Origin of the sequence: Streptomyces sp. NBC_01013, assembly GCF_045162765.1 — a bacterium.
In the GTDB taxonomy this organism is placed as follows: Bacteria; Actinomycetota; Actinomycetes; order Streptomycetales; family Streptomycetaceae; genus Streptomyces.
Genome location: NZ_CP108687.1, coordinates 7274182 through 7287453, shown reverse-complemented (window position 1 = coordinate 7287453; position 13272 = coordinate 7274182). Strand labels below are relative to the sequence as shown.

Below are 13272 nucleotides of genomic sequence, written 5' to 3'. Positions count from 1 at the left end.
GGTGCGGGGTGCCGCGCCGAGCCGCCGAGGGGATCTGGACATGCCACTGCTGGAACCGAACCCGGAAGCTCTCCGCCCCGGCGTGGCGCGGCCTCCGTCCCACGACCGGGTTCCCGACGCGCAGGCAGCGGGTACACCCGAACCGCTCCGCGGTGAGCTGACCGCGCTCCTGGGCCCGCAGAAGGTGCTCTGGAAGATCTCCGACCTGGTGCGGTACGCCTCCGATGCCAGTCCGTACCGATTCGTTCCCCAGGTCGTCGTGGTTCCGGAAGACCTCGACGACATCTCCGCGATCCTGTCGTACGCCCACGGCAGGGGCCGCAAGGTCGTCTTCCGGGCCGCGGGCACCAGTCTCAACGGCCAGGCGCAGGGCGAGGACATCCTCGTCGACGTACGGCACCACTGGACGGGCATCGAGGTCCTGGACGGGGGCGCGCGGGCCCGGATCTGCCCGGGGACGACGGTCATGCGGGCGAACGCCACCCTCGCGCGGCACGGCCGGCTGCTGGGGCCGGACCCGGCGAGCGCGATCGCCTGCACGATCGGGGGTGTGGTCGCCAACAACGCCTCCGGGATGACCGCCGGCACCACCCGGAATTCGTACCGCACCGTCTCCTCCCTCACCTTCGTGCTGCCCAGCGGCACGGTGGTGGACACCGGCGATCCCGCGGCGGACGAGGACCTGGCGCACGCGGAGCCGCAGCTGTGCGCGCGGCTGCTGGCCCTGAAGGCGGAGATCGAGGCGGATGCCGGGCTCACCGCCCGGATCCGGGCCAAGTACGAGATCAAGAACACCAACGGCTACCGGCTCGACGCCTTCCTCGACGGTTCGACGCCGGTCGAGATCCTGCGCGGTCTCATGGTCGGCTCGGAGGGGACTTTCGGATTCATCTCCGAGGTCGTTTTCGACACATTGCCGCTGGACCGCCGGATCTCCACCGCGCTGCTCTTCTTCCCTTCGCTGACGGCGGCTGCGGCAGCCGTCCCGCTGTTCAACGAAGCGGGCGCCATCGCCGTGGAGCTGATGGACGGGAACACCCTGCGCGCCTCGGTCAGTGTGAAGGGGGTGCCGGCCGACTGGGCCGGGCTGCCGAAGAAGACCGCCGCTCTGCTGGTCGAGTTCCGTGCTCCGGACGAAGCGGGCCAGGAGGCGTACGAGGAGGCGGCGGCCGCCGTCGTGCGGCAGCTGGAGCTGGTCCGGCCCGTCACCTCGGTGACCAATGAGTTCACCCGGGACACCCGGGCCATCTCCGGGTACTGGAAGGCCCGCAAGGCCTTCGTCACCGCGGTCGGCGGCTCCCGGCCCTCCGGTACGACGCTCATCACGGAGGACTTCGCGGTCCCGCCCTCCCGGCTGGCCGAAGCCTGCGAGGCCCTCCTGGAGCTCCAGGCCGAGCACGGTTTCGATGCCGCCGTCGCGGGCCACGCGGCCCACGGCAATCTGCACTTCCTGCTGGCGTTCGACGCGGCGCGGCAGGCCGACGTCGACCGGTACGCGGCCTTCATGACGGACTTCTGCCGGCTCACCGTGGAGCGGTTCGACGGATCGCTCAAGGCCGAGCACGCCACCGGCCGCAACATCGCGCCCTTCCTGGAGCTGGAGTGGGGACCGCGGGCGACCGAGCTGATGTGGCGTACGAAGCAGGTCATCGACCCGGACGGAGTGCTGGCGCCCCGGATCGTGCTGGACCGGGACCCGAAGGCCCATCTGCGCGGGCTGAAGACCATCCCCAAGGTCGAGGCGGTGGCCGATCCCTGCATCGAATGCGGTTTCTGCGAACCGACCTGCCCCAGCCACGACCTGACCACCACTCCGCGTCAGCGCATCGTGCTGCGGCGCGAGATGATGCGTCAGCCGAGTGGTTCACCGGTGGAGGCGGGACTGCTCGACGCCTACGGCTATGACGCGGTCGACACCTGTGCGGGCGACTCCACCTGCAAGCTCGCCTGCCCCGTCGGAATCGACACGGGTGCCATGATGAAGGACTTCCGCCACCGGCGGCACTCCCCGCGCGAGGAGCGGATCGCCGCGCTCACCGCGAGGAACTTCCGCGCCGTCGAGGCGGCTGCCCGGCTGGCGATCGCCGCGGCCGGCCGGATCGACGACCGGCTGCTCCAGGGTGCCACCCGTCTCGCCCGCAAGGCCGTGCACCCCGATCTGGTACCTGAATGGCTGCCGCAGATCCCGGGCGCGGCCGCCCGGAAGCTGCCCCGCACCTCCAGGGTGGGGGCGAGCGCGGTCTACTACCCGGCCTGCGTCAACCGCATCTTCGGGGACCCCGGGGGACACCGGGGCCCGTCACTGCCCCAGGCCGTGGTCCTCGTCTCGGCCCGTGCCGGTAAGCCCGTCTGGATCCCGGAGGATGTCGCGGGCACCTGCTGCGCGACCATCTGGCACTCCAAGGGATACGACTCCGGGAACGCCGTGATGGCCAACCGGATCGTCGAAGCCGCCTGGGGCTGGACCGCCGGCGGGAAGCTTCCCCTGGTCGTCGATGCCTCCTCGTGCACGCTGGGCATCGCCCATGAGGTGGTGCCGTATCTGAGCGAGGACAACCGGGAGTTGCACCGGGAGCTGACGGTGGTCGACTCGCTGGTCTGGGCAGCCGATGAGCTCCTGCCGGAGTTGACGGTGCTGAGGAAGGCCGGTTCGGCGGTGCTGCACCCGACGTGCTCGATGGAACATCTCGACGGTGTCGGCCGGCTGCGCACGGTCGCGGAGGCCTGCGCGGATGAGGTCGTGATGCCTGACGACGCCGCGTGCTGCGGCTTCGCGGGGGACCGGGGCATGCTGCACAAGGAGCTGACGGATTCGGCGACGGCAAAGGAGGCCGCCGAGGTGAACACCCGGGAGTACGACTCGTATCTGTGCGCCAACCGCATGTGCGAGATCGGGATGGACCGGGCAACAGGGCGTTCGTACCACTCGGCGCTGATCGAGCTGGAGCGGGCGACGCGCCCGGGGCCCGCACCGGCACGGGAGAGTTCGCTCAGGTCTTGAGGCCGGCCCGGTCACCCATCACCACGACCGGATTCTGCTTCGGGTCCAGGGTGCGCAGCAGCTTCACCATGGCTGCCTTCGACAGGCTCACGCAGGCCGATGTGCCGCTGCCGTGATCCATGTGCAGCCAGATGCTGCCGCCCTTGGACTGGCCCTCCGGGCGCGTCGGGTCGTTGGGGGCGGTGCCCTTGACGCGGTTGTAGTCGATGGCGATGACGTAGTCGAAGTCGTGCCAGTAGGGCTTGGCCCAGTAGCGGGGGGCCCGGATGGCGGCCGATTCGCTGTACGGGAGCAGGGCGCCCGGGTCGGGCAGTGCGCCGCCCGCGTCAGTGAGGGTGAAGACGCCGACCGGGGAGCGCTTGTCGTCCTCGTGATGGTCGGTGGTCCAGCCCTTGCGGCCGTTGTGGGCCTTCCAGTCGGCCGTCTTGTCCCAGGTGGCACCGGTCCGGGTGTACAGCACGACGGTGGAGTCCGGGGAGTTCCTGCCCGCGCCGTACACGGCGACGACCTGACGGGAGTCGCGCGGGATCTTTGACTGCAGCCGGTCGCCCACGTCCGGAATGCGCTTCAGATCGGTGGTCTGCGGCTGGTCCTTGTCCTTCCGGGCTCCGGCCGACCGCGCGTCACCCTTCTTCAGGTCCTGTCCCCCACCGCACGATGTCAGGGTCGTGAGCAGGACACCGCAGGCGGCCGCCGAGGCCACCACTCGTACCGCACCGGCTATACGCATCCGTCCATGCTCGCACTCCGCGGCGTCCGGGGCCGACCCCGCCAGCGGGGTCCGGCGAATGCGTGCGCAGTTTTTACTCCCTGGACCGCTCCGGCCCCCTCCCGGCGCCCGGCGGGTAAAAGCGTTTGCCTCGGCCCCTGCGACGGGGTCAGGCTTGGACGGTTTGGTCCCCCACACGCATTCCCCTGTGCTTCTGGAGACCTCTTGCCGGTCTCAGCTTCTTCCGATCTTTTGGGACGTCATGCAAATTCGCGATCTTCCGTACCAGGATCCCGGCGATCCCGATGTCCGGTCGGGCCCTCGCTTCCTGCTCTGGCTCGGCCGCAACCAGATCCGCGGACAGCTCAAGTCCATGTCGTGGGGCCTGCTGCAGCAATGCTCCATCGCGGGGCTGCCGCTTGCCGTGGGCTTCGCCGTCCAGGCGGTCGTCGACCGGTCCGGCGGAAGGCTGGCGCTGGCCGGCGGCATGCTCGCGGTGCTCGGTGTGCTGATCGCGGTGGGCGACACCATGCTCCACCGAACGGCCGTGACCAACTGGATCACCGCCGCCGCCCGGGTCCAGCAACTGCTCGCCCGCAAGACCGCGGAGCTCGGCTCGGCACTGACCCGCCGGGTGGCCGCGGGCGAGGTCGTCGCGGTGTCCACCGGCGACGTGGAGAAGATCGGCTGGTTCGTCGAGGCACTCTCCCGCTTCGCCGCTGCGGCCGCGGCGCTCGTCATCATCTGTGTCGGGCTCATCCTCTATCTGCCCTCGCTCGGCGTGCTCGTGGCGCTCTCCCTGCCGGTGCTCGCCCTGGCGGTGCTCCCGCTCCTTCCCCGGGCCACCCGCCGCGCCGACGTTCAGCGCGAGAAGGCGGGCAAGGCCACCGAGCTGGCCTCCGACACGGTGGCCGGGCTGCGCGTGCTGCGCGGAATCGGCGGCGAGGAGCTGTTCCTGGGTCGCTACCGGCGCGCCTCTCAGGAGGTCCGCGAAGCCGCCGTGCACAGCGCTCGGATGTGGTCGCTGATCGCGGCGGTCCAGGTGCTGCTGCCGGGTGTGCTGCTCATCTCGCTGGTGACCTACGGGGCCACCCTGGCCCGGGACGGGAAGATCGACGTCGGTCAGCTCGTGACGGTGTACAGCGCGGTGACGCTGATGCTGCTCCCGCTGCGGCACTTCGAGGAGATCGCCATGGCGTACTCCTTCTCGCGGCCGTCCGCGCAGCGCGCCGTCCGGGTGCTCTCGCTGAACCGGGTCGCACGGCCGTCCACCGTCGATGCCGCCCCGGCCGGTGATCTGTACGACCCGGCCACCGGGCTGATGGCTCCGGAGGGCCTGTTCACCGCGGTGGTCTGCGGCGACCCGGACGAGGCGGGCCGCCTCGCGGACCGGCTCGGCGGCCATGTCCAGCCGGAAGCGACGCAGGAGGAGGCCGTGGACGCCCCGGCTCCCGCGCTGCCGTCGGTTCTGCTCGGGGGCGTGCCCCTGGACGAGTTGGAACTGGACGCCGCCCGGACCCTCGTCCTGGTGCAGGACAAGGACCCGGTACTGCTCTCCGGCACGCTGCGCGCACTGCTGGACGTGCCGTCGTCCGGCCGGGTCGCCGCAGCGGACGCGCTGGCGGCCGCGCAGTGTGGCGACGTCCTGGACGCGCTCGCCCAGGCGTCCGTCAACGAGGACGGCGACCCCATGAACACCCGGATCACCGAACGCGGCCGGTCGCTTTCGGGCGGCCAGCGTCAGCGCCTCGCCCTGGCGAGGTCACTGGTGACCGACCCGCAGGCCCTGGTGCTCGACGAGCCGACGTCGGCCGTCGACTCGCACACCGAGGCGCGGGTCGCCGAGGGCATCAAGGCCCTGCGCAGCGACCGTACGACAGTGGCCTTCTCCTCGTCACCGCTGCTGCTCGACCTGGCGGACCGGGTCGCGCTGGTGCACGGCGGGTCCGTGGTGGCCGTGGGCACCCACCGTGAACTGCTGCGCGACGAGCCGCGCTACCGCGCGGTCGTCACCCGTGAGACCGACGACGAGATCTCCTCGGCCGGACCGGACGGGCACGAAGACATCGACACGATCGAAACGATCGAGGAAATCGAGGAGAGGGCATGATCGGCGTCGCACCACCGGCGTACGACCCGGCCGCCCCGGAGTCGGCAACGACCCTGCCGGTCGGCACCCCCACAACCGTACGCACCTACGTCCGGGAGCTGATGCGGCGCCACCGGCGGCCGTTCCTCGTGGTCACGGTGCTCAACTGCCTCGCGGTGATCTCCTCGATCGTGGGCCCGTACCTGCTGGGCGGACTGGTCGAGGACCTGTCCGACGGGGTCACCGAGCTTCATCTGGAGCGCACCGCCGCGGTGTTCGCGGTGGCGCTCGTCATCCAGACCGTGGTGACCAGGATGATGCGGCTGCGCAGCGCGATGCTGGGCGAGGAGATGCTGGCCGACCTGCGCGAGGACTTCCTCGTGAGGTCGGTGCGGCTGCCGCCGGGTGTGCTGGAGCGGGCCGGGACGGGAGACCTCCTGTCCCGGATCACCACCGACATCGACCGGCTCGCCAACGCGATGCGTGAGGCCGTGCCGCAGCTGGCCATCGGCGTGGTGTGGGCGGGGCTGCTGCTCGCCGCGCTCGCCGTCACCGCTCCCCCGCTGGCACTGTCCGTGCTCGTCGCGCTGCCGGTGCTCATCATCGGCTGCCGCTGGTATTTCCGCCGGGCGCCGTCGGCGTACCGCTCGGAGGCCGCCGGCTACGCGTCGGTCGCAGCGATGCTCGCCGAGACGGTCGACGCCGGACGGACCGTGGAGGCGCACCGGCTGGGAGCACGGCGGGTCGCCCTGTCGGACCGGCGGATCAAGGAGTGGACGGCGTGGGAGAGGTACACGCTGTTCCTCCGGTCGGTGCTCTTCCCCGTCATCAACGCCACGTTCGTGACGATTCTCGGTGCGGTCCTCATGCTCGGCGGCTGGTTCGTCATCGAGGGCTGGCTCACCGTCGGCCAGTTGACGACGGGCGCGCTGCTCGCACAGATGATGGTCGATCCGATCAACCTGATCCTGCGCTGGTACGACGAGTTGCAGGTCGCTCAGGTGTCGCTGGCCCGTCTTGTGGGGGTCCGAGAGATCGAGCCGGACGCGGGTGACGACGGCGTGACCCCGGACGGACGTGAGGTGCGTGCCGACGAGGTGAACTTCGGCTACCGCACCGGTCTCGATGTGCTGCACAAGGTGTCGCTGGACGTCGCTCCCGGTACGCGGATGGCGCTGGTCGGGCCGTCCGGTGCGGGCAAGTCCACCCTCGGCCGGCTGCTGGCAGGGATCTATGCTCCGCGGACCGGTGACGTCACGCTGGGCGGTGCGCAGTTGTCGCAGATGACGGCCGAGCGGGTCCGTACGCATGTGGCGCTGGTCAACCAGGAGCACCATGTGTTCGTCGGGTCGCTGCGGGACAACCTGCTGCTGGCCCGTACCGGAGCCGGGGACGCGGAGCTGTGGGCCTCGCTGGCCGCGGTCGACGCGGACGGCTGGGCGAGGGCGCTCGACGAGGGGCTGGACTCCGAGGTCGGTTCGGGCGGTCTGGTGCTCACCCCGGCCCAGGCCCAGCAGATCGCGCTGGCCCGGCTGGTGCTGGCCGATCCGCACACGCTGGTGCTGGACGAGGCGACATCCCTGCTGGACCCGCGTGCGGCCCGTCATCTGGAGCGTTCGCTGGCCCGGGTGCTGGACGGTCGTACGGTCGTGGCGATCGCCCACCGGCTGCACACGGCACACGACGCGGACGTGATCGCCGTCGTCGAGCAGGGCCGGATCAGCGAGCTGGGCAGCCATGACGAGCTGGTGGCGGCGGACGGCGCGTACGCGGCGTTGTGGCGGTCCTGGCACGGCTGACCTCCGGCGGGCTTATGACGCGGCGGGCGGGCTCGTTCCTGAGCCCGCCCGCCCCGTCGTCGCGTTACGCAGTGTGCCGGCGCCAGCCGTACGGCGCGGGGTCGCGTCGGAACGCGAACGGCGCCCCGGGCGGAGGTGAATCCCGCCCGGGGCGCCGTCGTACCGGACACCGGTCCGGCAAGCTGTCAGATGACGTTCATGGCGGCAGCCGCGCCCACTCCCCCGAGCACCATGAACGCCGGCATCAGCACCTTCAGCTCCACCCAGCTGCCGGCCCTGAACCGCATGGCCTTCGGCGGGCCGATCGGGTACCAGCGCTTGCGGCCCACCGGGATCGGCCACAGGATCGGGCAGCCGGAGACCGTCAGCGCGTCGCCGATGTCGTGGACGAGTGCGCCCAGGACGATGGGCAGGCCGAGCCAGAGGTACTCCTGGCCGGGAGCGTTGAACAGCCAGTCCGAGCCGTTGCCCGGCTTGTCCAGGACGCCGGCGAGGATCCATGCGCTGGTCGCGCCGAGCAGCCACACCAGGACGTCGCTGGACACCCGGGCGGCCCGCCAGAGCAGCCCCTCGACGGCGAGCACCAGGTGCACGAAGAGGATCGCCAGCACCGCCCACCGGCCGCCGGTGATCGCCGCGGCGGAGGCTCCGCCGCCGATCAGGACCGCCCACAGCCAGGTGTGGGTCAGCGTTCGGTGGCCGCCGTTGCGATTCGAGTCGCCCCGCAGCTTCGTGGCCTTGTAGACGGCGTGCGAGAGCTTGTCGACGATCTCGCACAGTCCGCGGGAGACCGGTCCGAAGGCGCGCGAGATGGTCGCAGACTTGTGGTCGAGGTCCGGGGCGAGCGCCGCACCGGCGGTGATCAGCGCGCCGACGACCAGGACGGGCCACGGCATGGTGTGGCCCGTGGCAGCCGCGGCCGCGCCCACCCCCAGCCAGGCCGCTGCTCCTGACAGAGAGTGTGCCGGTCCCATCATGACTGTTTCCGCCCCCGTAGGTGTGGTGAGTGCGACAGGTATCGCCTGTGCACGCGTTCCGGCCACCATCGGTGCGGTGCGGCCGAGTTGAGAGGGCAGCGTATCGTCCGTGATCATCGTACTGTCGTCCGGTTCCCTCATCGGGGTGGAAGACAGGCAAGATGGGGGTGTGACCCTTATCGATCAGCTGCCCCCGACCGACGACCCCGACGCCCTCTTCGAGGCTTTCTCGTCATGGACCGAGACGCAGGGGATCACCCTCTATCCCGCTCAGGAGGAGGCGCTGATCGAGGTGGTCTCCGGGGCCAACGTGATCCTTTCCACCCCCACCGGCTCCGGAAAGAGCCTGGTCGCGGCAGGTGCGCACTTCACCGCCCTGGCCCAGGACAAGGTCACCTTCTACACCGCTCCGATCAAGGCCCTGGTGTCGGAGAAGTTCTTCGACCTGTGCAAGCTGTTCGGTACGGAGAACGTCGGCATGCTCACCGGCGACGCCTCGGTCAACGCCGACGCCCCGGTGATCTGCTGCACCGCCGAGGTGCTGGCATCCATCGCGCTGCGTGACGGGAAGTACGCGGACATCGGCCAGGTCGTCATGGACGAGTTCCACTTCTACGCCGAGCAGGACCGCGGCTGGGCGTGGCAGATCCCGATCCTGGAGCTGCCGCAGGCCCAGTTCGTCCTGATGTCGGCCACGCTCGGTGACGTCCGGATGTTCGAGGAGGACCTGACCCGTCGTACCGGCCGCCCCACCTCCGTGGTCCGCTCGGCCACCCGACCGGTACCGCTCAGCTACGAGTACCGGCTGACGCCGATCACCGAGACGATCACCGAACTCCTGGACACCCGGCAGTCGCCGGTCTACATCGTGCACTTCACTCAGGCGGCGGCCGTCGAGCGGGCCCAGTCGCTGATGAGCATCAACATGTGCACCAAGGAGGAGAAGGAGAAGATCGCCGATCTCATCGGCAACTTCCGCTTCACCACCAAGTTCGGCCAGAACCTCTCGCGTTACGTGCGGCACGGCATCGGTGTGCACCACGCGGGCATGCTCCCGAAGTACCGCCGCCTGGTCGAGAAGCTCGCGCAGGCCGGACTCCTGAAGGTCATCTGCGGTACGGACACACTCGGCGTCGGCGTCAACGTCCCCATCCGCACCGTGCTGTTCACCGCCCTCACCAAGTACGACGGCACCCGGGTGCGTACGCTCCGCGCCCGCGAGTTCCACCAGATCGCGGGCCGGGCCGGGCGGGCGGGCTTCGACACGGCGGGCTTCGTCGTGGCGCAGGCCCCCGAGCACGTCGTCGAGAACGAGAAGGCGGTCAAGAAGGCCGGCGACGACCCGAAGAAGAAGCGCAAGGTCGTCCGCAAGAAGGCGCCCGAGGGTTTCGTGGCCTGGTCGGAGACCACCTTCGACAAGCTGATCCAGTCCGATCCTGAGCCGCTGACGTCCCGTTTCCGGGTCACGCACACCATGCTGCTGTCGGTCATCGCACGCCCCGGCAACGCCTTCGAGGCGATGCGGCACCTGCTGGAGGACAACCACGAGCCGCGCAGGGCGCAGTTGCGGCACATCCGCCGCGCGATCGCGATCTACCGGTCGCTGCTGGACGGCGGCGTCGTGGAGCAGCTGGACAAACCCGACGCCGAGGGCCGCATCGTGCGGCTCACCGTAGACCTGCAGCAGGACTTCGCGCTGAACCAGCCGCTGTCCACGTTCGCACTCGCGGCGTTCGAGCTGCTGGACGCCGACTCGCCGTCGTACGCGCTGGACATGGTCTCGGTGGTGGAGTCGACGCTGGACGATCCGCGTCAGATCCTCGCCGCGCAGCAGAACAAGGCGCGCGGTGAAGCGGTCGGGCAGATGAAGGCCGACGGCATCGAGTACGAGGAGCGGATGGAGCTCCTCCAGGAGGTGACGTACCCGAAGCCGCTGAGCGAGCTGCTGTGGCACGCCTACGACGTCTACCGCCAGAGCCACCCGTGGGTGGGCGACCACCCCGTGTCGCCGAAGTCGGTGATCCGCGACATGTACGAACGCGCCATGACCTTCACGGAGTTCACCTCGAACTACGAGCTGGCACGCACCGAGGGCATCGTGCTGCGGTATCTCGCGAGCGCGTACAAGGCGCTGGAGCACACCATCCCGGACGACATCAAGTCCGAGGATCTGGAGGATCTCATCGCCTGGCTCGGCGAGATGGTCCGTCAGGTCGACTCCAGTCTCCTCGACGAGTGGGAGCAGCTCGCCAATCCCGAGGTGGAGACGGCCGAGCAGGCGCAGGAGCGTGCGGACGAGGTCAAGCCGGTCACGGCCAACGCCCGCGCCTTCAGGGTGCTGGTGCGCAACGCGATGTTCCGCCGGGTCGAGCTGGCCGCGCTGGACCGGGTCCGCGACCTCGGGGAACTGGACGGCGACGCGGGCTGGGACGAGGACGCGTGGGGCGAGGCGATGGACGCGTACTGGGACGAGTACGAGGAGCTCGGCACCGGTCCCGATGCCCGCGGGCCGAAGCTGCTGAAGATCGACGAGGACGCGGAGCACGGCCTGTGGCGCGTCCGGCAGACGTTCGCCGACCCGAACGGCGACCATGACTGGGGCATCAGTGCCGAGGTCGACCTGGCCGCGTCCGACGAGGAGGGCCGGGCGGTCGTCCGGGTCACCTCCGTGGGCCAGTTGTGAGCGCGTCCGTACCGGCGGCGCCGCTGCGAGAGTGGAGAACAACCACATGACGAACCCCGCCGAGCGCTTGGTCGACCTCCTCGACCTGGAGCGGATCGAGGTCAACATCTTCCGTGGCCGGAGCCCCGAGGAGTCCCTGCAACGGGTCTTCGGCGGGCAGGTGGCGGGGCAGGCCCTGGTGGCGGCGGGCCGCACCACGGACGGGGACCGGCCGGTGCATTCGCTGCATGCCTACTTCCTGCGGCCGGGCCGTCCCGGAGTGCCGATCGTCTACGAGGTCGAACGGGTCAGGGACGGCCGTTCCTTCACCACCCGCCGGGTGACGGCCGTCCAGCAGGGCAGGACGATCTTCAATCTGACGGCGTCCTTCCACCGCCCGGAGGAGGCCGGTTTCGAGCACCAGCTCCCGCCGGCCCGGGTCGTGCCCGATCCCGACGGCCTGCCGACGGTCGCCGACGAGGTGCGCGAGCACCTGGGCGGTCTGCCGGAGGCCCTGGAGCGGATGGCCCGGCGCCAGCCCTTCGACATCCGCTATGTCGACCGGCTGCGCTGGACGCAGGAGGAGATCAAGGACGCGGACCCGCGGAGTGCGGTATGGATGCGCGCGGTGGGCCCGCTCGGTGACGATCCGCTGGTGCACACCTGCGCGCTGACGTACGCGAGCGACATGACGCTGCTGGACGCGGTGCGCATCCCGGTCGAGCCGCTGTGGGGACCGCGCGGCTTCGACATGGCGTCGCTGGACCACGCGATGTGGTTCCACCGGCCGTTCCGGGCCGACGAGTGGTTCCTGTACGACCAGGAGTCGCCGGTGGCGACCGGCGGCCGGGGGCTGGCGCGCGGCCGGATCTACGACCGCGAGGGCAACCTGCTGGTGTCTGTGGTGCAGGAGGGACTGTTCCGGCGGCTCGGCGAGCGGCCGTCCTGACGGCTCAGACACCCGGCAGAGGGTCCTGCTCGACCTCGTGACGGCGGGTTCGGATGTCGGGCGGCGCCGGGTGCAGTTTCGCGTCGCAGGTGGGGCCCAGGCCGGTGCGGCGCGACGCGGTGCCGGTGAGCGGGCGTCCGCACATGCGGCAGCGCACCGGGCGCGGGCCGGTGTCCGCGGCTGTTCCGGGCAGCGGTTCGGCGTCGGGGCCGGGTTCTGGAGACTCCACGCACCGATCCTCTCAGGTGCCCGTCTACGCTTCGCCTTCACGACCACTCACCACGGAGGACCCGTAAGTGACCAGCACCCTGAAAGTGACGGCCCTGCCCAAGGGCACAACGGCCCGCCCCGAGGTCCTGCCGGGTGTGGCTGAGGGGTTCGAGCACGTGGTCGTCGACACGTCCCAGGGCTCCTTCCACGTGGTCGGGTACCTGGAGCGCGAACTGCCGGCGGGTGGCATACCGGCGTATCTCGCGGCGCGGAAGGACGGCGCCCGTTCCTTCGTGCTGTGGGCCGACCCGCAGCGTCGCGCACGGCTGGCCACGCTCGTCACCACCTCGGCCGGCGGGGGCGTGTCGGAATATCAGGTGTGGGGCGGGCAGGGTGAGCTGATCGGCACGTTCGTCCGGGAGAAGGCCCTGTCCGGCAAGGGGCTGCGCACCCGCTGGACCGTGGCTCAGTCCGGCTGCCCGCAGGCCGTTGGCCTCAAGGGCCGGATCTTCTGGTGGTACATGTGGTGGCCGCTCTTCCCCCTGTGGGTGGCCATCGGCGTGGGAAGCCTCTTCAACGGCGGCGGCGACGTGCCGCGCGGGCCACGGCGCATCGTCTGGAGGGCCGGTCAGGAAGCCCCACTGGAGTACCGGTCCGACGACGAGGTCGTCGTGCACTCCCCCTGGGTCGACCTCCGGCTGGCGGCCGCGCTCTCGGCGGTGGTCCGCTCGTTCGACAGCTGGCTCGGCACACCGTGGGACGACAGGAAGAAGTGACCGCGCCCGGCCCGGGCCGGTGTCGTCGCAGGCCGGCCGCCGAGCCCTCGCACCGTTAGGCCATTGGATGGATACCGCGGGCCCCTGCCGGCCCCTGGCG

Annotated in this window: 9 protein-coding genes; 6 read left to right on the top strand and 3 right to left on the bottom strand. The window is 70.5% G+C overall.

The window, feature by feature from the left end:
• Positions 1-40 precede the first annotated feature (40 nt).
• The gene (locus tag OG538_RS31875; protein ID WP_406098904.1) at positions 41-3001 is read left to right on the top strand and encodes an FAD-binding and (Fe-S)-binding domain-containing protein; all 2961 of its coding nucleotides are present in this window, start codon (positions 41-43) and stop codon (positions 2999-3001) included.
• Here the strand turns inward: OG538_RS31875 and OG538_RS31870 are convergent.
• Positions 2991-3731 carry a L,D-transpeptidase family protein gene (locus tag OG538_RS31870; RefSeq protein WP_406098903.1) on the bottom strand — a complete coding sequence of 247 codons (741 nt, stop codon included), beginning with the start codon at positions 3729-3731 and terminating at the stop codon, positions 2991-2993. The genes OG538_RS31875 and OG538_RS31870 overlap by 11 nt on opposite strands.
• A 241-nt stretch (positions 3732-3972) precedes the next feature.
• On the opposite strand from OG538_RS31870, the gene OG538_RS31865 reads away from it, so the two are divergent.
• Positions 3973-5820 (top strand): ABC transporter transmembrane domain-containing protein, encoded by a 1848-nt coding sequence (locus OG538_RS31865; RefSeq protein ID WP_406098902.1) that lies wholly within the window; start codon positions 3973-3975, stop codon positions 5818-5820.
• Entirely contained in the window at positions 5817-7598 is a 1782-nt protein-coding gene (locus OG538_RS31860; protein ID WP_406098901.1) for an ABC transporter ATP-binding protein, read from the top strand. The genes OG538_RS31865 and OG538_RS31860 overlap by 4 nt, the downstream gene beginning before the upstream one ends.
• Before the next feature lie 185 nt (positions 7599-7783).
• On the opposite strand, the gene OG538_RS31855 is transcribed toward OG538_RS31860, so the two are convergent.
• Positions 7784-8575, bottom strand: coding sequence for a metal-dependent hydrolase (locus OG538_RS31855; RefSeq protein ID WP_406098900.1), 792 nt, complete (start codon positions 8573-8575; stop codon positions 7784-7786).
• Between the two features lie 169 nt (positions 8576-8744).
• Between OG538_RS31855 and OG538_RS31850 the strand changes: the two genes are divergently transcribed.
• Positions 8745-11258: a DEAD/DEAH box helicase gene (locus OG538_RS31850; RefSeq protein WP_385276441.1), complete on the top strand. Its 2514-nt coding sequence runs from the start codon at positions 8745-8747 to the stop codon at positions 11256-11258.
• A 46-nt stretch (positions 11259-11304) separates the two neighbouring features.
• Positions 11305-12186 (top strand): acyl-CoA thioesterase, encoded by an 882-nt coding sequence (locus OG538_RS31845; RefSeq protein ID WP_406098899.1) that lies wholly within the window; start codon positions 11305-11307, stop codon positions 12184-12186.
• A gap of 4 nt (positions 12187-12190) precedes the next feature.
• Here OG538_RS31845 and OG538_RS31840 read toward each other — a convergent pair whose 3' ends face one another.
• Positions 12191-12415, bottom strand: a complete 225-nt coding sequence (locus OG538_RS31840; RefSeq protein WP_406098898.1) for a DUF6011 domain-containing protein — start codon at positions 12413-12415, stop codon at positions 12191-12193.
• A gap of 67 nt (positions 12416-12482) precedes the next feature.
• Between OG538_RS31840 and OG538_RS31835 the strand changes: the two genes are divergently transcribed.
• Complete coding sequence (locus OG538_RS31835; protein WP_406098897.1) at positions 12483-13172, top strand: hypothetical protein; 690 nt, start codon at positions 12483-12485, stop codon at positions 13170-13172.
• The last annotated feature ends 100 nt before the right edge of the window (positions 13173-13272 follow it).

Excerpts from the sequence above, each read along its gene's own strand:
- OG538_RS31865 (WP_406098902.1), top strand. The coding sequence starts at position 3,973 with ATGCAAATTCGCGATCTTCCGTACCAGGATCCCGGCGATCCCGATGTC.
- OG538_RS31845 (WP_406098899.1), top strand. The coding sequence starts at position 11,305 with ATGACGAACCCCGCCGAGCGCTTGGTCGACCTCCTCGACCTGGAGCGG.
- OG538_RS31875 (WP_406098904.1), top strand. The coding sequence starts at position 41 with ATGCCACTGCTGGAACCGAACCCGGAAGCTCTCCGCCCCGGCGTGGCG.
- OG538_RS31870 (WP_406098903.1), bottom strand. The coding sequence starts at position 3,731 with ATGCGTATAGCCGGTGCGGTACGAGTGGTGGCCTCGGCGGCCGCCTGC.
- OG538_RS31855 (WP_406098900.1), bottom strand. The coding sequence starts at position 8,575 with ATGATGGGACCGGCACACTCTCTGTCAGGAGCAGCGGCCTGGCTGGGG.
- OG538_RS31860 (WP_406098901.1), top strand. The coding sequence starts at position 5,817 with ATGATCGGCGTCGCACCACCGGCGTACGACCCGGCCGCCCCGGAGTCG.